Here is a 23996-nt window from a genome sequence, read left to right as displayed (position 1 = left end):
TTTTTAAAAACAAACGATCTTTACATGATCCCCTCAGATTTACATCTATCCCTATTTCTGCCTGTAGCCCTCCGGTTTTGAATCGGTTCTCTGAGGAAGTTTTTACAAGAGTTTGATTTTATCTTCATAAAGCTTTTTCACTAGGGTATTATTATCCATATTTATATTTATATTTATATTTATATTTATATTTATATTTATACTTGCATTATAATCTGCCTTCACATTATGAGAACCATCGAAATATTCATCAGAATCAACTCCCACTACTGTCTCTACCTTAAACGAGCACACAGGAAATTTTCTCTAATTTGCCCAAAGTAATATCCGTTGTGCCCTCTGTTTTACTAAATCTACACTTTAAGAAAACAAACAGGTGAAAATTTCCACTTCTGGCTCATTAAGCTCATTATTACAAACCAGCCCTAAGCATTCTTTGTAGAAAACTACACAAAGAAGCGTTTTTTTTTAAAGGAAAGACAACAGCTTTACTGATCAAGGAAGAACTCTAAAAGCCATAAAAACGAATGCTGTTTAAATATGAAAACCATATTGATTTAACAAAAATACTTTGTAAATCTAAGTTTTTGCTCTATTTTAAATTGTAGAATATAACGTCTAGTTGTAATTAATAATTTTAAAAAAAAATAAAAGAATTCTAAGAATCATAAAATAGAATAATGAAAGAAATAATACTAAAAACAATTATCTGATCTTTTGCTTTCTTATTTGCAACCTATAGCTCAAAGAGCTCCTAAAAAAAAACATTAAGCAAGTAAACTACAAAGAGCACCTTCAACCTAGTCTGCCCCTTACCGGCCTCCAAAAAAAACTGCAAAAACTAAAGACAATCTACAAGAAAAAACCAAAAACTAAATAACTAAGAAAAAGAATATCTTTCTTTCACTAACCGGTAAGCCTGTTCTCTTTCCTAAAAATTTGTAATTCATCTTTTTAGTTTTTAAATTGAATTACAAAGGTATTTGCTAAAGTATTACTTTATATTAGTGCTATACAAAAGGTTAGTAATTATTATTTGGTTATCAGTTATCTAATTTTTGGATATTTATCATCATTTGTAAAATAAAATAAGGGTAAAAGTATTTGTTTTTAGAAAAGATTATAAATGAGCCTTAGAGTAAAGTAAACTAACATCTAAAACTTTAAATTTGCATATAATTCTACAACATGAACCAAAAACAGGAAGAAAAATTAAGAACCCTCAGCTATTCAGGAATTTTCCTGTCCTGTTTTGCTGATTATAGCGAGAAGTGCATCCATGCTACACCGGAGCATGTTTTGGTTTATATATATTCCGGAGAGCAGGTAATTGAGGACCGTGACCAAAAAATTACACTTCAAGAAGGAGATTGCGCTTTCATTAGAAGAGATCATCGTTTGAAAATGTTTAAGAACAGTAAAGACAAAGATTTATACAAAGGCATTTCCCTTACCTTTAAAAGAAATGTATTGCGTGAGTTTTACAGTAAAATAGATAAATCAGAATTACCAAAATACATACCTGTTTCAGATGATAATGTTTTTAAGCTAAAAGCTACACCGGCCATAGGAAGTTTGTTTCAATCCCTTACACCCTATTTTGACAGCAATATAAAACCAACAGAAGAAATAGCCCATTTAAAACTACAAGAAGGCATTTATGCTGTACTAAATAGCAGCGAACTTCTTTATCCTGTACTATTTGATTTCGCAGAACCATGGAAAGTCGATATTTTAGAGTTTCTTAATGAAAATTATATGGACGCATTGTCTATGGAAGAAATAGCATCCTTTACAGGCCGAAGTCTGGCAACTTTTAAAAGAGATTTTAAAAAAATAAGTAATCTTACACCACAAAAATGGCTGATTAAAAAAAGACTTGAAGTAGCCTATGTTAAACTTAAAGAAGAAGGTCAAAAAGTACATGATGTATCTATCGATGTCGGCTTTAAAAATCCTTCGCACTTCTCCACAGCATTTAAAAAGCAGTATGGAATACCGCCAACAAAAGTTTAGATTTGTTGCAAAAATTGAGCTTCTCAGAAAAGACATTTGAGCCTCGCAGTAAAGTTACTGCGGGGCTTTGTTTTTAATTTTGTATTGTAAAAAGATATTAAAAAACACTAAAAATGAAAGCAATAGCGAGAGATATATTTGAAAGATTACGAAATGGTGAGACTATTAATCCAAACGATCCTCAGATTCATGAGCTTAGGGAAGCTTCTTATGCTGCTAAAGAATTACTGCTTCAAATGAATAATTCTTCTGATGCTGAGAAGATCAGAATGATACTAAGTCAAATTACAAAAACTCAAATTGATAAAAACACAACTGTATTTACGCCATTGTATATCAATTATGGAAAACACCTAAGTATCGGTAAAAATGTGTTTATCAACTTTGATTGTACATTTTTGACATTAGGAGGTATTACAATAGAAGATAATGTACTTATTGCGCCTAAAGTCAGTCTACTATCTGAGGGACATCCTGTAGCTATTAATCAAAGACATTCACTTGTTCCAGGTCATATACATATTAAAAAAAATGCCTGGATAGGTGCAAATGCAACTATTCTTCCAGGAGTTACTATTGGGGAAAATTCAATTGTAGCCGCTGGGGCTGTAGTATCTAAAAATGTTCCTGACAATACTATTGTGGGTGGTATTCCGGCAAAATTTATTAAGACAATAAATGACAACTAATAAAAAAGATGATGAAAATTAGAATTTTAGCAATCGTTAGCCTAATGATATTAGTTCAGGCCTGCACACAAAAAAAAGAAAAAGAGCAAAAGAACCAATCTGCAAAAACGAAAAAAATGGAACAAATAGAATCAAAAGAATATACAACTTTTAAAGTCAGTGATCATGTTACAATGCATCGCGTTGCTTTTAAGAACCAATATAATATGGAGGTTGTCGGGCACTTATTTACACCGAACAATTTTGATCCTAATGCAAAACATCCTGCTATTGTTGTTGGGCATCCCATGGGAGCAGTTAAGGAACAAAGCGCTGATGTTTATGCTTCAGAAATGGCAGACCGTGGATTTATAACTTTAGCGATTGATTTATCTTTTTGGGGAGAAAGCGCAGGTGAACCTAGAAATGTAGTAGCTCCCGAAATTTACGCTGAAGATTTTAGTGCTGCTGTTGACTTTTTGGGAACGCGACCATTTGTCGATAGAAATAATATTGGAGCGATTGGAGTGTGTGGAAGCGGAAGCTTTGTTATTAGTGCGGCAAAGATTGACCCAAGAATAAAGGCTATTGCAACGCTTAGCATGTATGATATGGGTTCAGCAAGTCGTAATGGACTAAACCATTCTCTGACAGTTGAGCAAAGAAAGAAAAATCAACTTGAAGCTGCAGAACAGCGTTATGTCGAATTCGCAGGCGGTGACACAAAATATACCAGCGGAACTGTTCATCAATTAGATGACAAAACAGATCCTATCCAGCGTGAATTTTATGAGTTCTATCGAACCCCACGTGGCCAATATACACCTAAAGGTGGATCTCCAAAAACCACAACCCATCCAACACTTAGCAGCAATACAAAATTCAATAATTTCTATCCGTTTAATGATATAGAAACGATTTCACCGCGTCCGCTGCTTTTCATCACTGGCGACAAGGCTCATTCAAAAGAATTTAGTGAAGATGCCTATAAACATGCTGCAGAGCCTAAAGAATTATATTATGTTAAAGGTGCAGCACACGTAGATTTGTACGACAAAATTGAATTAATTCCTTTCGATAAGTTAGAATCATTTTTTAAAAGATATTTACATTAAGAAATTTTAAGTTTTTAAAAATTATTATCGAAGTAGCTTCTAATGCAATTAAATCTTCTCGCTAAATCTCTAATCACTTATTATTACTAAAAAACTAAAATAGGAGTCATAATCCCCAACAGGACATCCAAACCAAAATGTTTATGCCATACAAAGACAGCCTCTACTTCCAGTAAGCCAATCTTCAAGTCTTCCAAAAAGTTTATAGAAATTTGTCCTGTTGCTGTCACAAACAGGCCAAATGGCGTCAATTGAAGACAATTGGCGCTGTTTTTTTATAACCTTACTTATTTTTATTAGTCTAAAGAGCCGGGCTCCTCAGCAGCCCTAGCCCCGATTACTTCGCCAGTTCGCTTTGCTCGTGTGCAGTGAAATCCTTTTGTGCCGGGGCTGGGCACAAAAGATTGGAACCAATAGCGGGAAGAGCTGCTAAAAATAGCTTCAATGAGGTGTAAACTTATAAACCCGGCGCTGAATAGTAGCATGATCGACAAAAACTACTCCCATTTTGATGATCTCTTCAACATCCCGATAGCTTAATGTAAATCTAAGCTTAAAATATACTGCCTGCAGTATAATAGACTTCGCATAGCAATGATCTTTCGTATTCATGTTCATGAGTTGAAGAATTTAAAAAAGCTAAGGATAAAACTTAACTTTAGATGCGACAGAACCCTTTTAGATGTTATATAACAACCAGTTCATGTAGTTTATCGTGCCTTTCGAAGTTTTGTATTTAATTGCTAGTAAAAGTAATATTAGCCGCACTGTTAAATTTTATCATTCTGATGTTAAATATGAGTAAATCCCTGCAGACTCCAACTTGTTTATCTATATTTGTAATAGATAACACAGCGATTTGCGCTATCATTTTCAAAGAGATATAATTTTCAGATTGATTGGCGAAGATTGCAAAAAATGTTGTTAATTTATATACTTTGTTTTTCGGATGTCTAAAGACCTTATAATATCTAATAGCCCCAAACTATGAAAAAAATTACCCTAATGATTTGCCTGCTGCTCGTAGCTGCCGGCGCAAGTGCACAACAGGAAAAAGGAATTATAGGATACAGCAACTGGCTGGATAACTGGACAGAATTCAAGCCTCAAAAGGCCGAGTCCAAAGATGCAAATCAAATTTTAGCAGGAAATATTACTGAAAATACAAAACTGTTGAAAAGAAATGTATATATCCTTCAGGGAAATGTATATGTAACTAATAATGCAGTTCTCACTATTGAGCCTGGTACAGTAATTATTGGAGATGCTGTTTCAAAAGGTACTCTTGTAATCACAAAAGGGGCACAAATTATAGCCGCAGGACTGGAAACAGACCCTATTGTATTTACCTCAAACCAAAGCATGAAAAAAGCAGGAGATTGGGGAGGCGTTGTGATTCTTGGTGATGCTCCAATAAATAAATTTGGCAATGCCGGTTCTTATAATATGGACCTTGATGCGGCACTTACTGTATATGGTGGGAACAACCCCGCTTCAAATTCAGGAGTATTAAAATATGTGCGAATTGAATTTGCCGGTAAGAAAGTTAAAGGAATGGATAGTTTTAATGGATTGACGATTGCAGGAGTGGGCAATAAAACCATTTTAGAGAATATCATGGTAAGTTACTCAGGCGGTGATTCATTTGCTTTTTATGGAGGTGATGTGAACCCGGCTCAATTAGTATCCTACAAATCCATCAATGATGATTTTAAATTTACACAAGGGATCCAATGCCGATTATTTAATTCATTGGCCGTGAGATCCTCTTACTTATCGAGCAACAAAGATGGATCCAGATGTCTGGAGGTAAGAACCTATGAAAAGAAAAATGAAACTGACTTCACCAAAAAATCTACATTCGTTAGTGCTTCGAACATGACAATGCTAAACGATAGTGAAAATATTACAGCAGACATTCAGGCAGGTTTAGTTAAAGAAGCTGTTTATGTTGGTGAAAACGCATCTTTGGAATTAAAAAGAAGTGTAGTTTCTGGTTTTAATCCTGCGGTGCTTATAGACAGCAAAACTGAAATCAATGAGGTTACCCTGAAAAAAATCAAATTCGAAGAGATGTTCTTTAATCAATGCAGCGGCAATATCTTTACAGAAAACAAGACTGACAATACAGATTTAGAAAACTGGTACGGTAACAGCATCTTTTTTAATGTTTATTCCCACACGGACAACAAAGAAACTTTTGTTGACCTATATAATGCAAAAAGACCAGATTACAGACTTCAATTAGGAAAAATTACTGCCTCAAGCGGTAAATAAATCCCGATTATTTTGCATAAAAACCAATATAAAAGGAAACAGAAATTTACTCTGTTTCCTTTTATTATTTAGAATTCTTTTAAAATTCATTCTCTCTGGTGTGTGGATTGAAGTCAAGGTATTTTCAAAAACTCGACTATTTTGTTTTAATATACATAGTCATCAAGTTATAGAACAAACCGAATTGAATTGGAAAACTTTAAGGTAACCAAATTTAAATATAAGTACCACTTAAATTATGACAAAAGCATCTCCTGTAAAAAATTGCTTTTCTATTGTATATATTCCCTTAATAACTCAATTCTACATAAACAGGAAAATGGTCGGATGGATATCTTAAGTCTTTTGAATCGCTTAAAACAGCAAATTTTTCTACTTTAAAACCAGCATCTTTAGATATAAAAATATAATCCAGCAATCGTGTTACGGGTTCATTATGCTTAAAACCATTAAAGGTTCCAGAAGGACCAAAAGGTAGTATTTTTGAAATTGCTCAGGTATCTTTAATTTCTTTCTTTAGGAAAAAAATGCCCTCTGACTGCATATCGTAAATTATGCAGATTTTAATAATCCTGCAGGACAAAAAACCATACAGGGAATAAGAGGAGTTTCAGAGTCTGACAATGTATATATTGCAGGCAGCTTATTAGGGCAGAACGATATTGTTCAGGGATTAATTTATGAAGGATCACTGAAAGGAAACGGCAACGACGGAAAATGGTATGTTGTTAATTTTCCGGGTACAACAGAAGCCCCAGTTACCAACACTTCTTGCTATGGACCTAATAACGGACCTCATGGCACCATACAATTTGTGGGGTCCTATAAAATATCAGCCTCTACGGGTAAAGCACCAAGTGGAAATCTCGGATTTTATTACGAAGGGCCTGTTGATGGTTCAGGAACCTGGGTTCAGGTATCACCCAACGCAGGAAATACCAATAACGTATTTGTTCACAGTGTAATGGGCAGCCTTGCTGTTGGAAATTATGATGTTGGAAACGATAAAAATGGATACGCATTTCTGTATGATATTAAAAATAAACAATGTATAGAATTTAAATTACCCAATTCATTAACAACTACTTTATATGGTATTTGGCATAATGGTGGAGACAGTTATACAATGGCCGGAGGATATACCAGCCCTGAATTTGGAAAAATAAGCCAGGCCTTTCTGGTTGATTATAATGCTAAAACAAAACAACAACTTAAAGTCATTTAGTTACAAAAATGAAACCATTTTATCCATGATTACTCATTTTGAAGGTATTACTGTTGCTAAAAATGGTGGCTATAATATGCCATCAGACTGGCTTACTGTAAATGGAGAAAAAAACGGAGCATCATTTGTTACTGTAAACAGAAATTCTGACGGATCATTTGGAGAAGCCAATTGGATTGATATTGATTTTCCGGATTCAAGCGTTACAAGTGCCAATACAGTATATAGAAATAATATCTTAGGTATTTATCTAGTCGTAGATAGTGATGATACAAAAACAGTATCTTCTTTTGTTGCAAAAGTAAAAATTGAATAAAAAAAGTGTAATGTAATTTTAAGTCGCTCTCTCCCTTAAAGATAAGTTTTAAAATCTACATACCTTACTTTGCTCATCAAGCTTTAATTATTACAGGTAACTATTTTATAAAAAATGCATAAATATCTTGAGGCTTTGTGCATTTTTTGTTTTAACATATTTCACTGAGTATACAGTTGGTCCGGTGACTTATAATCTTGGTTTCGTGTCATTTTTTATAATTGATTTTGTACCTGCAGTAATTTAGATTCATGACAATGCTTATGTATTGTTCTAAATACAGGTCGGCGATTATGCCAGGTAAAAAAGGGAAGATTAATATAAAATACAAGAATATGGTTGCAGGCCCTATTCGTAAAACAATTACTAGAGAAAGAAACACTGTAAATTATCCTGACGGCATTAGTTGCCTTAAGAATTAAAGGGGAAGTCCTTTAAAAACAAAAGCTTAAAATAGTGAAAAGCAGTTCTGTAGCATTTAGGAATAACTTTTATATTTGGAATTAAACAACAAACTGCAAAAATTGACCTTTTTACGGCTGCTCTAAAGAAGCTAATACATTGATTAATATCTCACTAAAAATCAACAAATTAACATAACATTTACTACATTAGTACTATAACTTCAAATCCCTTTTAGATATGTATCCTATAAAACGAAAATTATTAGTTATGGCAATTTTACTGAGTTCATTTTATGGAATGGCTCAAAAAATAATTCTGATCAACGATGTTGAAATTTTTAATGGTAAGGATGAAAAAACAACTAAGGGAAATCTTTTGATTGTTAATAATCTGATTAGTAAAATTTCTACATCTCCAATACCAACTGATAGAAGCGCAAATACTACTATTATTGATGGCAAAGGGAAATTCTTAATGCCAGGTCTTATTGATGCCCACACACACATCATGATGGAGTCGATGGGTATTATGGAATTGATGAATAGCGATATAGAATACATTACTGCAAATGCTATTAAATCTGCAGAAAAAGACCTAATGCAGGGCTTTACAACTTTCAGAGACCTCGCTGGTCCTGCCGCAGGATTACAAAAGGCTATTGACAGAGGCTTGGTAATTGGTCCGCGTATTTATCCTTCAGGTGCTATGATTTCCCAAACCGGAGGTCATGGCGACTTTCTAACTCCCAATGCTGTTCCAAGAGATTTGGCAGCAAGCCTTGATTTTACCGAACGTAATAATTTTGGAGTCATAGCAGACGGTGCAGATCAAGTCCTAAAACGTTTACGGGAACAACTTCGCCTTGGTGCCACACAAATAAAACTAGCAGCAGGTGGTGGTGTTTCTTCAACTTACGATCCTTTAGATGTATCTCAATTTACAGAAGCAGAAATGAAAGCCGCCGTTGATGCAGCAGAAAACTGGGGTACGTATGTCACCGTTCACGCCTATACACCAAGAGCCATACAAACTGCTTTACGTGCAGGAGTGCTTTGTATAGATCATGCTCAACTTATTGATGATACAACAGCAAAAATGTTAGCCGATAAAAAGGCTTGGTTAAGTCTGCAACCTTTTATAGATGAAGGCAAAAGCCTTTATGCAGATGGTTCACCCAACCGTATAAAACAACAAACTATGATGAGCGGTACTGACAAAGCTTACCATTTTGCAAAAAAATATAATATTAAAACTGCCTTTGGAACGGATTGTCTTTTTGAGCCTGAGCACTCGGCAAAAAGAGCAGGAGATCTTGTAAAGTTGTTACGCTGGTACAAGCCATATGAAATATTAAAAATGGCTACATCTACAAATGCAGAATTACTTGCCATGAGTGGACCACGTAATCCCTATCCAAACAAATTGGGTGTTATAGAAGAAGGGGCTTATGCCGACCTTATCTTAATAGATGGAAATCCTATTGTAAATTTGAGCATAATGGAAGATTATGACAAAACATTATTGTTGATTATAAAAGATGGTGTCATTTATAAAAATATACTTGACAAATAATATCCTAGATGATAGATTATTTAATAACTTTTTCTATCAATCCCCTACAGGACATCCAAACCAATTTGTTTATGCCATACAAAGACAGGTATTACCAGTAGTGCGCCAATCTCTTCAAATCTTCCATAAAATTTATAGAAATTTGTCCCTTCGAAGTCACAAACAAGTCAAATGGCGCCAATTGAAGACAATTGGCGCTATTTTTTTATAACCTTGCTTATTTTTATTAGTCTAAAGAGCCGGGCTCCTCAGCAGCCCTAGCCCCGATTGCTTGCCAGTTCGCTTCGCTCGTGTGCAGTGAAATCCTTTTATGTCGGGGTTTGGCAAAAAAGATTGAAACCAATAGTGGGAAGAGCTGCTAAAAATAGCTTAAAGCAAATATTTAACCTAGAAACTAAGCGTTGGATCGTAGCATGATCCACAATCAATCCCCTTATCTTCATTATTTCTTCAACATCTCGATAACGTAAAGTAAATCTAAGCTTAAAATATACTGCCTGCAGAATAATAGACCTTGGATAACAATGAGCTTTGGTATTCATTTTTCGATGGGTTTAAAATTATAAAGTTATTCCCAAATGCGAGAGAACCGACATTTTTCATGATCTTCAAAATTAAAAAGTAATCGTCTTTTTCCTGAAAAAATTTCACCAAATAAAAATCTACTTTAAGCCAGATTAAGTTGTTCAAACTTAGTCTGTCATTTACTTTTATTCTAAATAAAAAACACTTATTACACTTTAAGAGACGAATCATTTTATTAGAAAAAATCCTATCCTCTCTTTAGGTTCTCTCATGACTAATAATTCCGGTTTGGTGTCATTTTTTCATAATTGATTTTGCATCTCCAGTAATTTAGATTAGTAAATTTCAATACAAAAGTCAAGGTTATTGTATTGAATCTTAGCATTTATAATACCCCGCGTCGCTGAAAACGGGATCAAAGAGTAAGCAATCCCTAAAAACAAATTCCTATGCAAACCGTGAATCCATTAACCATGTATGTTCCTATTTATCAGACTCCCGAAGCACAGGCTGCGGCTAAATATGCTCAAGCGAATTTTAACAATCCAGTGACTAAGGCTTCTTTAGATAATATGGCAATTGTTCATTATGCCAGAATTGCTCTTGTGCCCAATAGTGATAATAAGGGTATCGCCGGTATATTAGTAATAACCGAATTTGATGGTGATATGAATACGTATCTGAAGGCCTTTTTTGATAATTCGGATACGATTAAAGCTGCCTTTCTTGTTCTTATCAACTTATGGGCAAACAAGCCTGCTGACTTTCCAACCGACCCCAATAAAATTGACTTCGGTCTCTTTTCAAATTTCATTAACGACCGTAATATAAGCCAATCTAGTGATCTTTATTACGCTTATTCACAATCAGTAGAGCAGATTGTAGCTACATTTTCACAAGCAGAAGAAACTGCAGAATAGAACCCATAAAACACTACAGCTGAGTCAAATGACCCGGCTGTTTTTCTATAATTAAAAACTTAATCTCATGATTTATAAAGAATCTCCCCAAGCTGTTAAACCGGATTTACAGGATATACAAGGGCTTATTATTAATGGCTACACGCATCCTTGTTCTGTACATATGCTTTTTAAATTCAGCGATAAACCGAATAATTTAGATTCCATAAGAGGCTTTGTTAGGGATTTGCTTCCACATCTGCAAAGTGCAGAAGACTGGGGACCTTTAAAACCTGAAATAATGCTCAATATTGGTCTCACAGCCGCAGGAATTGCAATTGTGAAACCCGAACTCGATATCTACAATTCAAGTTTTCCACCAACCTTTAAAAAAGGCCCTTGGGATCCTAATGGTGCACAGCAGTCCTTATTCGATGTTGATAATAAAAGCGTTCCCGCTAAATGGTGGAATGAAAAATTCGCAAACACCGATGTACATTGTGTTGTACACGCTTATGCAATGAACCCTACTGCACAGGAAAGAATCGTTGACATTGTAGCTACAGCAGCCCAAAAAAGTAATAAAGCAGTTAGCGAGTTAAAACCAATAAATTCAGCATCAGGTCGATTAGAGCAATATTTGTTAGTACCATCTGATTATGTTCATTTCAGATATAGAGATTCTATTGATGAACCTGAACTTAATGACAATCCTCTTAGTAAAGACCAGCAAGATCTTAATAACTTTCTGATTGGTTACAGTACACTTGAAAATCCTACTCCCGGTCCTCTTTTTGGTCCTGAAGGTAAGTTTGCTAAAAACGGCTGTTATAATGCGTTTCGAATTCTCTACCAGGATGTTGAAACATTTAATGATTTTTTAGAACAACAGGCAGAACTGATCGCTCCAAAGATTAATCAAACAAAAGATTATACAGTTGAATGGCTTGCTGCCAAAATGTGCGGCCGTTGGCGAAATGGTTCTCCGTTAGTTCTTTCTGCGGATAATCCAAGCCACGACACTTCAAAAAGTACTGATTTTGGATATAAGGCAGATGATATGAAAGGCGCTAAATGTCCTTTTTCGGCACATACAAGAGTCTCAAATCCAAGGGATGAAGGCGTGAAAGTTGCCGGTTCAACCCTTGTACCACGCATTATAAGACGAGGAATGCCCTACGGAGCACCAATGTCTGTTGATCCAAAAGCAGACCGCGGTTTGATTGGTTTATTCTTGTGTGGCGACATCAGCAGCCAGTTTGAAACCATTTACGGATGGATTAACAAAAACAATTTTAGCCCTGTATTTAATCCAAGAGCCAAAATAGCTCAGGATCCTTTAATCGCCAACCGCATTAAAGATAACAGTTTTGATCCCAACTTCACCATTCCTATGGAAGACGGTACAAAAATAGTGGTTCGCGGCCCTTTACCTCAATTTGTGGTCACCCGCGGAACGGCTTATTTTCTCCTGCCTTCTATTTCATCTCTTAAAGAAATTGCAGGTGTTATTAACCAAATCCCTGCAGAATAATTTTCTGAATACCCTTTTTCTGAAAAAAAATAAACAAACAAATCTCTAACCCCTTAACACCAATGTAAATTATGGAACCCAATTCACATTCGAAGCTCTTTTTAAAAGTTTCGGCAATTCTTACTGGTTTCACTGAAACCGAACTCAAGGCAACCGGAATGCTGGAAAGTTATTACAACACCATTCGTCAGAATGTAAATAAAGTAGATATAGAATTCTTCTTTATTGATCTTCAAAAACTTTTTTCAGATCCCAAAGAAACGCCACAAAGTATCGAAAGCACTTTAGCTACACAATATTTGCCTGATTCGGCGTACGGCGGACTTACTAAAAACATCATTATACTTTGGTACACAGGAAACTGGAACGGTGATGTTATATCATCAGCATCATACATACAAGGTCTGATGTGGGATGCCGCACATGCACATCCGCCCGGAGCAAAACAACCCGGCTATGGTTCATGGGCAGATCTTCCTCTTTCGGTTAAACAATCACCCCTAAAAAGCAAACCAAATGGAAAATAACAATTATGATGTAGTAATTGTTGGCTCCGGAATTGCGGGGTCAATACTAGCTAAGGTTCTTACCAATGCAGGTAAAAAAGTTTTAATGCTCGAAGCCGGTCTTGCAGCTGGTATAGCAATGGATCAGGAAGCTAATTATAAAAATTATCAGGACTACCTGACCACTTTTTATAATGCTTCGGCAAAAGTACCCAACGCTCCTTATCCCAATATAAAAGATGCTCAATCTATAAACGTTCTGGATATAGAAGTAATCCAAAAAAATGTTCCTGCTACTAAAGGATATCTGGTACAAATGGGGCCAGTGCCTTTTGCAAGTGACAATACACGAGCTCCGGGAGGTACTACTTTGCACTGGCTTGGAACAACACTAAGAATGCTGCCAAATGATTTTAAAATGAAATCAAAATACGGCGTTGGTGTAGACTGGCCTATTAAGTATGAAGACATGTCGCGTTATTACCAAATGGCCGAAAATGAAATTGGTGTTTCCGGCGATGTTAAGGATCAGCACTATCCTATCGAAGAGAAAAACATCTTTGGTAAAGATTATGTATTTCCTATGAAAGCTATTCCGACCAGTTACATGGACGGGGTAATGAAAAAAGTGATCGATGCAAACAGCAAAATTATACTCAATGGCGAACCTTATAAATTGTATTGCATCAGTACGCCACAAGGACGAAATTCAATTCCTAATACAGAGTATGATATTACGGGTGTCAAATGGAACCTTGCTACAAAAACATTAGACATTACCAGAAATGATTTAAAAAACTACAATCCGGTTGGATCAAACTGGGATCCTTATACAGGACAACGCTGCGAAGGAAATGCAAGCTGTGTGCCTATTTGTCCGGTACAAGCCAAATACAACGCCCTAAAATCACTTCGAAAATGTGATATGGGAAATCTGGATATAAAAGTACAAGCCGTAGCTTCGAAATTATTGATCAATGAAACCTCAAACTGGATTAACGGAGTTGAATATAAGACTTATGTAAAAGGCAGTTCCAGCCAATATGAAACCCACCTAGCCAAAGGAACCATATATGTAATGGCCGCCAGCGCTATCGAAAATGCCAAGTTATTACTTGCCTCAGGAGCTGCAAACAGCAGCGATCAAGTGGGCCGTAACTTAATGGATCACATGACGGTTTTAAGATGGGGACTTTCTAAAGATCCTATTTATCCGTATCGTGGTCCAGGTTCTACTACTAATATTCCAACTTTCCGTGACGGGGAATTCCGTAAAAATCATGCGGCATGGATTCTTCCTCTTGATAACTGGGGTTGGGCGTGGCCTACAAATGCTCCGGCAACAAATGTTATTAATGCTGTTAATGAAGGACTTATTGGTAATGCATTACGTAGTCACATAGAAAATATCGTGACGCGTCAGTTCTTTACACATTTTGAGTGTGAGCAGGCGCCAGACCCAAATAACCGTGTTACTATTGATCCGGCTTATAAAGACAATATTGGCAACTACAGACCTGTAATACACTACAGGGCAACCGAATATATGCTAAAAGCTTTTGAAGCATCAGGAATTGTTTCTGAGCAAATGTTCAGCCAGTGCGATATTGAGGATTTCACATCCTATAACCCAACAGATCCTGACTATGTTACCTACAAAGGCAAGGGATACACTTTTGCCGGTGCGGGACATATCGTAGGAACTCACCGTATGGGATTTACTAAAGAAGATTCTGTAGTAGATGCTAATATGCGTACCTGGGACCACGAAAACCTGTTTCTGGTAGGCTGCGGTAATATGCCAACGCTGGGAACTTCTAATCCTACTCTAACAATGTCTGCCTTAACTTTTAAAGCAGCCGAAGCCATTCTTAAACAACTTGAACAATAACATCATGGAAAATAAATTCTTTCAGGAAAACAATCCAAACCGTCAAAAGCTAATTAAGCCACTTACCGATACAAGTATTGGTGCTGATGACATTACCTCATTTATTGCAGAAAATTTAGAAACAACTTCTACCATAAATGCTGCGTTGCTCAAAAGCGATTCTAAAGCTTTCAGTTTAAAAGCAATGCCTCAAAAAAAAGTAGAAAGTTACATCAAAAGCATTGATCACCTTCAGGAATGCCTTAGAACTGCATTGCAATTAGAACTTTCTACAATTCCTCCTTACTTGTGTGGACTTTATACCATCAAGGAAGGCAGTAATGTAGAGGCAGGCGCACTTATCAGGAGTGTTGTAGTTGAAGAAATGCTCCATATGGTTTTGGTTGCAAACATTCTTAACGCCATTACAGATCCAAAAAAGATAGAAGGAAAAAAACTTTTTAATGTAAAAGAAATTATTCCAAACTATCCAACTGCTCTTCCAGGTGGAATTGTTCCCGAAGTGCCAGAAGGATTTCCTGCTTTTAAAGTTCAGCTCCTTAAATTTTCAAGAGAAGCCCTTGATGAGTTTTCTACTATCGAGAGACCTTCTGATCCAAAAGCTCCAATTACCGGGCATTTTGACAGTATAGGTCAATTTTATGAAGCGATTCGTTATGGTTTACTTCGTTTGAATAAAGCAACTCCGGGCGGAATTTTTATTGGAGACCCAAAACGTCAGATAGGCCCTGAACATTATTACGGAAGCGGTGGCAAAATCAATAAAGTCACCAATTATGACGAAGCCGAAATTGCTATTGGAGAAATCGTTGGTCAAGGTGAAGGCATCGACGGAACTATCGCTACTGATCATGTGATGTTTGGTGAAGATATCGAATATGCTCATTACTTTAAATTTCAGGAAATATGCTACGGACGCATGTATAGTGCAAACGATACCAATTTCCAGATGCCGGTAAGAAGCGTTCCTACAGGCCGTCCTTTTACCGTAAGCTGGTCATCTGTTTATAATATGAAGGCAAACCCTAAAATGAAAGATTATGAAGGTAATCCGGAATTATTACAAAAAGCTATCGAATTCAATAAAGTATATGTAGCACTGCTTAACGGCATAAACGATGCAGTAAGCGGTGATCCTGACCTGCTTATAAAAGGAATTACAGTGATGTATGATCTTAAATACAAAGCCCTTGAATTACTAAATATTCCATTAGGAAACGGAGAATGTGCAGGTCCAACTTTTGAATATGTAGAATTATAACAACCCACTTCAATTTTAAATTTTTAACCAATAAAAAACAAAATTATGTATTATCCACTAGAAGCAAAATGGACTATCCTGCCCGGAAATGAAGAAAAAGCTACAGCAGCTTTAATACAACTGGCAAAAGATGTGCAGCAAAATGAGCCTGAAACATTACTCTATATGGTACATGTTCCCAACTTTAAAGAAAAAAGTTTGCCTACACCTGCTCAGGGCGAAGTTCTTTTCTGGGAAGTTTATCAAGACCAAAATGCATTTTTTAAACATGTTAATGGTCCAATATTTACAGCATTTGTAAAAACCTACGGAGACTTGTTTCTGAGTGATTTTAGTACGCCGCCACAAGTTTTCATGACCACTGAGGTACTTACTCAGATTCAAGGATTTAGTCGAAAAGCACTTTAAGGCAAAGCCTTCAAATATTTTTACCACATCAAAAACAAATCAATTTAAAAACAAATCAAATGGCATTAGAGCAAAATAATCCGTTAGCGAATCTAAACCTGTCAGGTTTAAATAAGCTAGAAGCAAAAATAGAAAACAAGGGGCCTCAATCAAAATTTAAAGCTTCGGCTTTAGAAGCTGCGCCTGTTAATCTGGGTGTATTAGAATCTCTTATAGGAACCTGGGTTGGTCCGGGTTTCAACCTGATCGAAGTACCCAACATGAATCAGGCTAAACCAGGTCCGCCACCCACAGACAAATTCAAAATTATATTAAATTCAACAGCAGAAACTTTTACATTCTCTAACATTGGAGGTGATATTATTAACCGCGGAAATGCACAATCAGATATTGCATTTCAGGGATTGCACTATTTACAACAAGTAGATGATGTTAATCTTCCAAGCGGTCAAAACGGAATTCACCTAGAAACGGGTTTATTCTTAAATCTTCCAGGCGGTTCTGATCCTTTGGTACAGCCTAGTATTGCGCGATTGGGTTCAATTCCCCATGGTGATTCACTTTTGGCACAAGGAACTTTTTTTACCGTTCCCGGACCTCCTGTCTTTGAGCTTGCCGATCCTACACCTTTTTTTATTATCGACGGCAAAAGAGTAAATGACGTAAGTGAAACGTATTTGTCACAATTAAAAAATGCCGTTCCGCCTGCGGGAATTCCTGCCGATGCAATCATGGATCCCAACATTCTTCTTAAAAATGCTATCGAGGGACAAAATATTATCGAAACGGTAGTTATTCTTTTAGATGCTAACCCAATAGAGGGAGTGGCTAATACCGGAGTTACAGCTCCTCTTGGTGGTATTACCAATATTCCTTTTGTAAATGTGAACGCCAATGCCAATAGTCTTTCGGCTATTTTTTGGATCGAAACAGTTCAAAATCTGGACAAAACTACTTTTCTTCAATTACAATACACACAAACTGTAATTCTGGATTTTCCTGTTTTTGCTCCTGACGGATCTATTGTCGAAATTAAATGGCCACATATTTCAGTGGCAACACTTCGCCTTCAGGCATAACCACTAAATAAAAAATCAAATGAATAATAATAATAATAATAATAAAGCCCCCATGTTGCTACACAGTACTTATTTTAATTTAGGTACAAGCAATACTGCCGATATTGTAGAGGCTTACATGGCCGAAGCCAGAGAGTACCTTTCTGAATCACAAGGAATGATTTCTTTTTGGATAGGGACAAGAGCCGATGATATGACCAGACCTGAAAATGATCTTAAATATGATATTGCCATGCACCAGCTCTTTAAAGATCAAGCCTCTTTTAATTTATACAATGCCAATGATCAAGCACACAATCAATTTGTCATAGATGTAAACAGATGGGTTCCCGGCACAACAAGACGTGTTATGGACGCAAATGTTAGCCATCTGATTATTGGAGGAAATTCATCTGAACCACAATCTATTGGTGCCGATGGTAATTATCCGCAAAGTTTGTTTCACGATCTGTATTTCTCCCTGAGGGATAAATCAGAAGAAAATATTAAAAAATTTACAGCGATCTGCAAAAAATATCTTTCTGGACATCCAGGCATCCAACAATTTGTAACAGGCGGACTTACTGATATCAAAAGAGATGTATCGGTACGAAATTTTCAAGTCGCTATTTCTATTGTTTACGAAAGCAAAAAAGCATACGACCATTATCTGAAAAGTAAAAAGCATGACGAATTTTTTGCTGCAACTGCCGGAATGATTGCCAATACTTACATTTTCGACTCTTATATCAAATACCAGTCAAAAGTGTATTGCCTTGCCAGATAATCTCTACTATTTCAAAAACATAACCTAAAAAATAAAATTATGATAGGTACAGCAATACAGGAACTAGCCCGTGAATTAAGCGGTTATGTAGTTCAGCCCGGTGATGCCGAATATGAACAAACCGTACATATAGATAACGGACGCATTCAGTTCAGACCTCGCCTTATTATTTTTCCTGCCGTAGTGGAAGACGTTAAGTTTGGGCTCAAATTTGCCATTAACCACAATCTTCCTCTGTCGATAAAAGGAGGCGGACACAGTGCTGCAGGATATTGTCTAAACCAAGGAGGTGTTGTAATTGCCATGAAAAATTTAAACAAAATTACCTTTAATCCTAAAAAGGAAACAGTCGTTGCCGAAATGGGCGTAATATGGTATGATGTTTATAAATTCATGCAAGCCACAGCTACAGGACTTATTCCTGTTGGCGGAGGCTGTCCCACTGTTGCCCCTCCGGGTTTCATGCTTGGCGGAGGATATAGTTTTGTTTCGCGTTCTTACGGAATGAGCATCGATAACCTTGAAAGTTTAAAAATTGTTACTCCCGATGGCGAATTAAGACACATTGGTGTACACAGCAAATCTCAGGATGATATGGATCTCTTCTGGGCATGCTGTGGCGGCGGTGGAGGAAATTTCGGAATTGTTGTCGAAATGGAAATGAAGGTCAGAAAACCATTAAAAAAAAAAATGCTGGTAGGACAAATTCGTTATCCACTAGAAATGGCCGAAGATGTACTGGGCTATTACAATGAATGGGTAGAAACCTTACCAAATGCAATGGCTGTATATGGTTTTATGGGAAATCAAAAAGACTTAATAGATAAAACTACAAATGTAAAAGTATTAGGTCTAACCCCTGTTTTTAATGGTGATGGTGCTGAGGGCATTGATCTTTTGCAAGGACTATTGAAATTAAAACCTATTAATGCCGACCTTTTTAACATGACACTTCCAGACTGGGAATTCTACAATGGTTATACCACAAGAGTTGACGGAAGAAGTTCATATATACGTTCTACTGTTTTACCAAAACACGGAATGAATAACAAAGTAGCCAAGGTAATTATTGAGTCAATGAACAAAGCTCCGTCTGCTGATAGCTTTGCTGTATGGACACATGCCGGAGGTGTTATCGAAAATGTTGCTGCAGATGCGACAGCTTATGTACACAGAAATAGCCGTTTTATTCCTGAAATTAAAGCTATATGGGATCTTAATAAACCAGGCGATACACTCAAAAATGTAGAATGGGCTTACGAATTTTTCGAAAGACTCTCTGATGCCGGAAATGCTACTGGTGCTTATGTAAACTATATAGATCCATTACAGCACAACTGGACAGAGAAGTATTACGGTATTAATTACAAACGACTCTTAGCTCTTAAAAAGAAATTTGATCCCAACAACTATTTTAATTTTCAGCAAAGTGTTGGTTCAACTTTCAACCCAACTAAAGAACTTACCGATATCAGTCCGATAAACAGGACGAGAGTATAATTTAGAGTGGAAACTTAAAATCCCTGATACTTTTGCAACAGCTGTCAGGGATTTAAAATAAAAATGTACTCTTTTGCAACATAAAGTCAACGTGGTTTAACTCTTTAAGTTTACCCCCTAATCTTCGCCACCATCAACACGATCAAATGTCTCTCGCTGCTTTGGTTTTGTAGTATATTTTACAGATACCATTGGGCCGTAGTAAATATCGAATTGAGTTCCATTTCTACCAAGCTGCATCTATCCACTAATTCCTGCTAGAAAAGGAATATTTGGAGTAATTCCTGCTGTACAATAAACAGATAACCTAAAAATATCAAAATTCTCCCCGGCGCAATCTTTAGAAAATTTCAGCATAAGCTCGGCGTAATAGCCTATACTTGGTGCCAGAAAAATCGGTTTGCTTTTACTTTGTAAAAAAAGTATTAATACCTTTCACTTTGATATAGGTTTTATCCAATCTCCAGCCCTTGAATCCCCAACAGGACATCCAAACCAAAATCCTGAAGACATATAAAGACAGTCTCTACATCCAGTAAGCCAATCTCTTGAAATCTTTCATAAAATGTATAGAAATTTGTGCTGTTTCTCTCACCAAAACCAAAAAGGAGCTGTCTTCTATTTGTTCTGAAGACAACTCCTTTTTTAAATTAGGTAATCAAATTCCATATTATTCTCAGCATATATTACTTTAAAAAAAAAGGTCTGTTAAGATTATTAAAAACTACAAGTTAAAATAAAAACAGCTTTAATACTTATCAATATAGCCCGCAACAGTATAGAAATAAATTTACTTTCCAAAAAAAAACAAAAACCTACACTAAAGTCAAAAAAATGGATTTTTAGTTTACAAAATCAAACTTATCCTCAAATATTTTTCCAACGACCGGAATTGGCTTCTTTTGTTCATTTGCTGCATTTATTATTCCGAAAATCCACAAAATTAGAATCGCATAACCCACATAAGACAAAAAAAATAATGCCGGAAGTATCGATACAACTACAGAAAGAATAATATTGGTGATCAATGAAATTAAAAAGATGCCGAAACCTTGTTTTAAATGATAGGTAACCAGATCGCTCTTTGGAGTTACATCTTTGTTCTTTACATAAGCTATTATCCAGCCAATAATGGTGATATAGCTCAGGATTGATAATGTTTTATTGTTCATCGTTTTATTTTATTTTATTTATATAAGTCAAAAGTAGACTCACCCAAACAAAATCACAATAAACACTTTGCCATTAGCTGCTTTCAATTGGTATTTGTCACACTTAAGGACATATATTGCAATTGGGCTTCAAGAAACTATTGATCTTTCATTAACTTAAAAAATTGTTCTTTTTTCCCTCTAGAAATAGGCACAACTGATTTATCATTCATATATATCATTCCTTCACGCGAATAACTCAAAATCGCATTTACATTGATTAGATGTGATTGATGGACACGAAAAAACTCAGGAGCCAATAGGATATCCTCATAATTTTTTAGTGATTTTGATACCATTATTTTTCTTGCATCAGTTAAAAAAAAGGTAGTATAAGATCCTGAAGTTTCGCATCTAATAATTTGATCTAACTTGACCACATACATTGCTTCCTGAGTTGGCAGTACAATGCGGTCAGGAGTTTTAGAAAGATTGTTTCTCAGTTCACTAATTTGTTCTTTTTGCAACACTCTTTGTTTTAAAACTGCAATGCGATCTATAGCCATTTTAAGTTCCTGTGGATCGATTGGTTTTAGCAGATAATCCACAGCGCTGTACTTAAACGCATCGACAGCATGCTCTTGATAAGCAGTTGTGAAAATCAGATTAAATGAGTCAAAGGAAATCTGCTGTAAAACATCAAAGCCAGTTCCGTCTTTGAGCATAATATCCATAAAAACTAAATCAGGTTGTAATCTCTCGATAATTTTTTTGGCTTCTTGAACACTCTCTGCATATCCTATGATCTGAACTGTATCTCCAGCCACCATTTCAAGCATAATAGATAAGGCTTCTCTGAGCCTGTATTCATCTTCAACGATTATTGTTTTATATATCATTAGAGTATGGGAATATTTAAAATTACGATACAGCCGTGCCCCTCTGCTAGAGCATCACGTTCTATAATCTGAAAACCAGCATCGGGATTTTCTTTTTGCATTTTACTTAATCTTTCATCGGTAATTGTTGTGGAAAGCGATTGGTGCGCATTGTCGGCTTTTAATTTTTTTGACGCGGCCAATCCTATTCCATTATCTTTAATGGTGCAAATTAAAATTTGCTGTTTTTCATCCAATTTAAAGTAAATTTCAATCAATCCCCTTGTAGTGCTTGGCATTGGTTTTATACCATGTTCTATTGCATTTTCTATAAAAGGCTGTAATAACAAGGGCGGAATAAGTATATCTTTTTGGATTGCATTATCGCATTGAATGGTATAATCAAAACCATTATTTAGACGAAGCTGCTGGAGTTCTATATAGTTTTTTAAGGTATTTATTTCCTCTTCGAGCCAGATGGTTTCTTCTCTGGACTGCTCTAATACCTGCCGGGTTAACTTTGCAAATTTATTGAGATACGAAACGGCAGGAGCGGTATCTTTCTGCAGGATCATACTTTGAATATTCCCCAAAGCATTAAAAATAAAATGCGGATCCATTTGAGAGCGAAGTAAGCGCCTCTCAAGGGATAATCGAGCCGATAAATTCTCCATTGTATCTTTCTCCATAAGCTGCATTTTCAGGGCGCTGTTAGTTTGCTCTTGCTTTAAGAAATCTTCCCTCTTTTGATAATATCGCTGTCGGTAATAATAAGAACGAAACATAAAAACAAGTCCAATTAGCAGTACTGCGGCAATGATGTAGCCCAATAATTTGTTCTTCTGCTGCAATTCATTCTCCAGTACAAGCTCTTTAATGCGCTCTGCTTTTTTAGATGATTCGTACCTGGCCTCGGAATTTTGCAGCATCGACTCGGCTGAGGCTTTATATTTTAACTGATTGTATTTTGTAAAAAGCGTGTCATAAGCATAGTAGGCCTTAAAATCATTTCGCTTGACAGAAAGATCTTTTAAACTATTATAAAAAGTGGCCAAAATATAATTATCGGTGTAAGGCAGACTTTTTTGGTATTTGATTCCCTCTGCAAATACAACTTGGGCCTGAGCATAATTCCCTTTTTGAGTCAGATAAAATCCTTTAAGGCCTATAGCACTTCGGTAAATAATTTTTATGTTATATTTTTTTGCGATAAGGGTTGCTTTTTCAAGATTCTCCAGAAATGACTTTTCATTAAGTGGCTTGGGCCCTTTTGTATAGAGATCTGCCAGATTGATATAGGCAATTCCCATATTGCTTTTACTGTCTATTTTATCTGCATTTCTCTGGGCGATCCAAACGGTTTGTTCAAAAAAAGCAACAGCATTTCTCCAATCTGTTTGCGTGCCGGTTTCCATTTTATCTATAAGATAACTTCCAAAGGCAAGTCTTGCATAAAGCTCACTTTCAGCATCCCCGGATTTCCTTGCATGTTCGATCGCTTCTCTGGCATACTTTTCAACTTTTGAAGGAGATTCAGGTGAAAAAAGATACGATATGTCTGATGCTATTCTAGCGCATTGATCATGCGCCTTTACTTTAGTAAATAATCTGTAAGCTTCTAATAAATAATTTAACGCCTCAGGCTGATCTTCTATATAAGATTTTAAAGATCCCATCGCAAGAGCAGCATGAGCCTTAACCCTTGTTTTATTCACTTTTTTAGAAAGATAATATGCCCTATCGGCATAATGAATATAGGCTTTTAAATTAATCAAACGTCTTTGAGTCAAAGCCAGATAAGAATAACAAATCACCTGGTCTTCTTTGCTTTTATTTTTTATTGCCAAGGCAAGGGCTTGTTTCTGAATTTTTAAACAAGCAATAGTATCATCAAAACGTTTTGCATACCCCTGACTTGCCATTTTTTCAATCAAAGAAATGTTTTGTGCCTGGATATTGGTGGTCAATAGTATCAAAAAAAACAAATATACCTTCTTAATTTTT

20 protein-coding genes and 1 pseudogene are annotated in these 23996 nt (G+C 36.0%); 16 read left to right on the top strand and 5 right to left on the bottom strand.

Annotated elements, in window-relative coordinates; genetic code table 11:
* Positions 1-1188: 1188 nt before the first annotated feature.
* The 3 genes from GIY83_RS05300 (at position 1189) to GIY83_RS05290 (ending at position 3799) form a co-directional block, all read left to right on the top strand.
* A complete protein-coding gene (locus GIY83_RS05300; RefSeq protein WP_208685388.1) occupies positions 1189-2016 on the top strand; it encodes an AraC family transcriptional regulator in 828 nt (275 codons plus the stop codon).
* A 113-nt stretch (positions 2017-2129) separates the two neighbouring features.
* Positions 2130-2705, top strand: a complete 576-nt coding sequence (locus tag GIY83_RS05295; RefSeq protein WP_208685386.1) for a sugar O-acetyltransferase — start codon at positions 2130-2132, stop codon at positions 2703-2705.
* An 8-nt stretch (positions 2706-2713) separates the two neighbouring features.
* Positions 2714-3799, top strand: a complete 1086-nt coding sequence (locus GIY83_RS05290) for an alpha/beta hydrolase (protein ID WP_208685384.1) — start codon at positions 2714-2716, stop codon at positions 3797-3799.
* Between the two features lie 441 nt (positions 3800-4240).
* Here GIY83_RS05290 and GIY83_RS05285 read toward each other — a convergent pair whose 3' ends face one another.
* On the bottom strand, positions 4241-4417 hold the full coding sequence (locus tag GIY83_RS05285; RefSeq protein WP_208685382.1) for an IS6 family transposase: 177 nt from the start codon (positions 4415-4417) through the stop codon (positions 4241-4243).
* A gap of 369 nt (positions 4418-4786) precedes the next feature.
* Between GIY83_RS05285 and GIY83_RS05280 the strand changes: the two genes are divergently transcribed.
* A complete protein-coding gene (locus GIY83_RS05280) occupies positions 4787-6076 on the top strand; it encodes a hypothetical protein (protein ID WP_194617499.1) in 1290 nt (429 codons plus the stop codon).
* Positions 6077-6365: 289 nt separating this feature from the next.
* Here GIY83_RS05280 and GIY83_RS24865 read toward each other — a convergent pair.
* Positions 6366-6554 (bottom strand): annotated as a pseudogene (locus GIY83_RS24865) (endonuclease/exonuclease/phosphatase); the annotation flags it as partial.
* Positions 6555-6890: 336 nt separating this feature from the next.
* Between GIY83_RS24865 and GIY83_RS24860 the strand changes: the two are divergent.
* From GIY83_RS24860 to GIY83_RS05220, 12 genes are all read left to right on the top strand, one after another.
* Positions 6891-7301 (top strand): hypothetical protein, encoded by a 411-nt coding sequence (locus tag GIY83_RS24860; protein WP_229029221.1) that lies wholly within the window; start codon positions 6891-6893, stop codon positions 7299-7301.
* Between the two features lie 25 nt (positions 7302-7326).
* The gene (locus tag GIY83_RS24855) at positions 7327-7617 is read left to right on the top strand and encodes a hypothetical protein (protein ID WP_229029220.1); all 291 of its coding nucleotides are present in this window, start codon (positions 7327-7329) and stop codon (positions 7615-7617) included.
* A 642-nt stretch (positions 7618-8259) separates the two neighbouring features.
* Positions 8260-9594 carry an amidohydrolase family protein gene (locus tag GIY83_RS05270; RefSeq protein ID WP_208685380.1) on the top strand — a complete coding sequence of 445 codons (1335 nt, stop codon included), beginning with the start codon at positions 8260-8262 and terminating at the stop codon, positions 9592-9594.
* A 974-nt stretch (positions 9595-10568) separates the two neighbouring features.
* Entirely contained in the window at positions 10569-11039 is a 471-nt protein-coding gene (locus tag GIY83_RS05260; RefSeq protein ID WP_208685376.1) for a hypothetical protein, read from the top strand.
* 67 nt (positions 11040-11106) lie between these two features.
* Positions 11107-12552 (top strand): hypothetical protein, encoded by a 1446-nt coding sequence (locus GIY83_RS05255; protein WP_208685374.1) that lies wholly within the window; start codon positions 11107-11109, stop codon positions 12550-12552.
* Positions 12553-12623: 71 nt separating this feature from the next.
* Positions 12624-13079, top strand: a complete 456-nt coding sequence (locus GIY83_RS05250) for a hypothetical protein (RefSeq protein WP_194617488.1) — start codon at positions 12624-12626, stop codon at positions 13077-13079.
* A complete protein-coding gene (locus tag GIY83_RS05245) occupies positions 13069-14949 on the top strand; it encodes a GMC family oxidoreductase (protein ID WP_208685372.1) in 1881 nt (626 codons plus the stop codon). Before GIY83_RS05250 ends, GIY83_RS05245 begins: the two co-directional genes overlap by 11 nt.
* A gap of 4 nt (positions 14950-14953) precedes the next feature.
* Positions 14954-16210, top strand: coding sequence for a ferritin-like protein (locus GIY83_RS05240; protein ID WP_208685370.1), 1257 nt, complete (start codon positions 14954-14956; stop codon positions 16208-16210).
* A 45-nt stretch (positions 16211-16255) separates the two neighbouring features.
* Positions 16256-16618: a putative quinol monooxygenase gene (locus GIY83_RS05235; RefSeq protein WP_194617485.1), complete on the top strand. Its 363-nt coding sequence runs from the start codon at positions 16256-16258 to the stop codon at positions 16616-16618.
* Between the two features lie 59 nt (positions 16619-16677).
* Positions 16678-17697: a heme-binding protein gene (locus GIY83_RS05230; protein WP_208685368.1), complete on the top strand. Its 1020-nt coding sequence runs from the start codon at positions 16678-16680 to the stop codon at positions 17695-17697.
* Positions 17698-17716: 19 nt separating this feature from the next.
* Positions 17717-18463 carry a Dabb family protein gene (locus GIY83_RS05225; RefSeq protein ID WP_208685366.1) on the top strand — a complete coding sequence of 249 codons (747 nt, stop codon included), beginning with the start codon at positions 17717-17719 and terminating at the stop codon, positions 18461-18463.
* Positions 18464-18502: 39 nt separating this feature from the next.
* Complete coding sequence (locus GIY83_RS05220; RefSeq protein ID WP_208685364.1) at positions 18503-19963, top strand: FAD-binding oxidoreductase; 1461 nt, start codon at positions 18503-18505, stop codon at positions 19961-19963.
* Positions 19964-20805: 842 nt separating this feature from the next.
* On the opposite strand, the gene GIY83_RS05215 is transcribed toward GIY83_RS05220, so the two are convergent.
* From GIY83_RS05215 to GIY83_RS05205, 3 genes are all read right to left on the bottom strand, one after another.
* Positions 20806-21135, bottom strand: coding sequence for a DUF4870 domain-containing protein (locus GIY83_RS05215; RefSeq protein WP_208685362.1), 330 nt, complete (start codon positions 21133-21135; stop codon positions 20806-20808).
* A gap of 137 nt (positions 21136-21272) precedes the next feature.
* The gene (locus GIY83_RS05210; protein ID WP_208685360.1) at positions 21273-22013 is read right to left on the bottom strand and encodes a LytTR family DNA-binding domain-containing protein; all 741 of its coding nucleotides are present in this window, start codon (positions 22011-22013) and stop codon (positions 21273-21275) included.
* Positions 22013-23968, bottom strand: a complete 1956-nt coding sequence (locus GIY83_RS05205) for a sensor histidine kinase (RefSeq protein ID WP_229029219.1) — start codon at positions 23966-23968, stop codon at positions 22013-22015. Before GIY83_RS05205 ends, GIY83_RS05210 begins: the two co-directional genes overlap by 1 nt.
* Between the last annotated feature and the right edge of the window lie 28 nt (positions 23969-23996).

Source organism: Flavobacterium sp. SLB02 (assembly GCF_009664855.1).
GTDB lineage: Bacteria > Bacteroidota > Bacteroidia > Flavobacteriales > Flavobacteriaceae > Flavobacterium.
The sequence above is the reverse complement of the archived record's forward strand: the minus strand, read 5'-3'. Positions and strand labels throughout refer to the sequence as shown.

Bases quoted from the DNA above. Each gene is read 5' to 3' on its own strand.
- GIY83_RS05300 (WP_208685388.1), top strand. From the start codon at position 1,189: ATGAACCAAAAACAGGAAGAAAAATTAAGAACCCTCAGCTATTCAGGA.
- GIY83_RS05295 (WP_208685386.1), top strand. From the start codon at position 2,130: ATGAAAGCAATAGCGAGAGATATATTTGAAAGATTACGAAATGGTGAG.
- GIY83_RS05290 (WP_208685384.1), top strand. From the start codon at position 2,714: ATGATGAAAATTAGAATTTTAGCAATCGTTAGCCTAATGATATTAGTT.
- GIY83_RS05285 (WP_208685382.1), bottom strand. From the start codon at position 4,417: ATGAACATGAATACGAAAGATCATTGCTATGCGAAGTCTATTATACTG.
- GIY83_RS05280 (WP_194617499.1), top strand. From the start codon at position 4,787: ATGAAAAAAATTACCCTAATGATTTGCCTGCTGCTCGTAGCTGCCGGC.
- GIY83_RS24855 (WP_229029220.1), top strand. From the start codon at position 7,327: ATGATTACTCATTTTGAAGGTATTACTGTTGCTAAAAATGGTGGCTAT.
- GIY83_RS05270 (WP_208685380.1), top strand. From the start codon at position 8,260: ATGTATCCTATAAAACGAAAATTATTAGTTATGGCAATTTTACTGAGT.
- GIY83_RS05260 (WP_208685376.1), top strand. From the start codon at position 10,569: ATGCAAACCGTGAATCCATTAACCATGTATGTTCCTATTTATCAGACT.
- GIY83_RS05255 (WP_208685374.1), top strand. From the start codon at position 11,107: ATGATTTATAAAGAATCTCCCCAAGCTGTTAAACCGGATTTACAGGAT.
- GIY83_RS05250 (WP_194617488.1), top strand. From the start codon at position 12,624: ATGGAACCCAATTCACATTCGAAGCTCTTTTTAAAAGTTTCGGCAATT.
- GIY83_RS05245 (WP_208685372.1), top strand. From the start codon at position 13,069: ATGGAAAATAACAATTATGATGTAGTAATTGTTGGCTCCGGAATTGCG.
- GIY83_RS05240 (WP_208685370.1), top strand. From the start codon at position 14,954: ATGGAAAATAAATTCTTTCAGGAAAACAATCCAAACCGTCAAAAGCTA.
- GIY83_RS05235 (WP_194617485.1), top strand. From the start codon at position 16,256: ATGTATTATCCACTAGAAGCAAAATGGACTATCCTGCCCGGAAATGAA.
- GIY83_RS05230 (WP_208685368.1), top strand. From the start codon at position 16,678: ATGGCATTAGAGCAAAATAATCCGTTAGCGAATCTAAACCTGTCAGGT.
- GIY83_RS05225 (WP_208685366.1), top strand. From the start codon at position 17,717: ATGAATAATAATAATAATAATAATAAAGCCCCCATGTTGCTACACAGT.
- GIY83_RS05220 (WP_208685364.1), top strand. From the start codon at position 18,503: ATGATAGGTACAGCAATACAGGAACTAGCCCGTGAATTAAGCGGTTAT.
- GIY83_RS05215 (WP_208685362.1), bottom strand. From the start codon at position 21,135: ATGAACAATAAAACATTATCAATCCTGAGCTATATCACCATTATTGGC.
- GIY83_RS05210 (WP_208685360.1), bottom strand. From the start codon at position 22,013: ATGATATATAAAACAATAATCGTTGAAGATGAATACAGGCTCAGAGAA.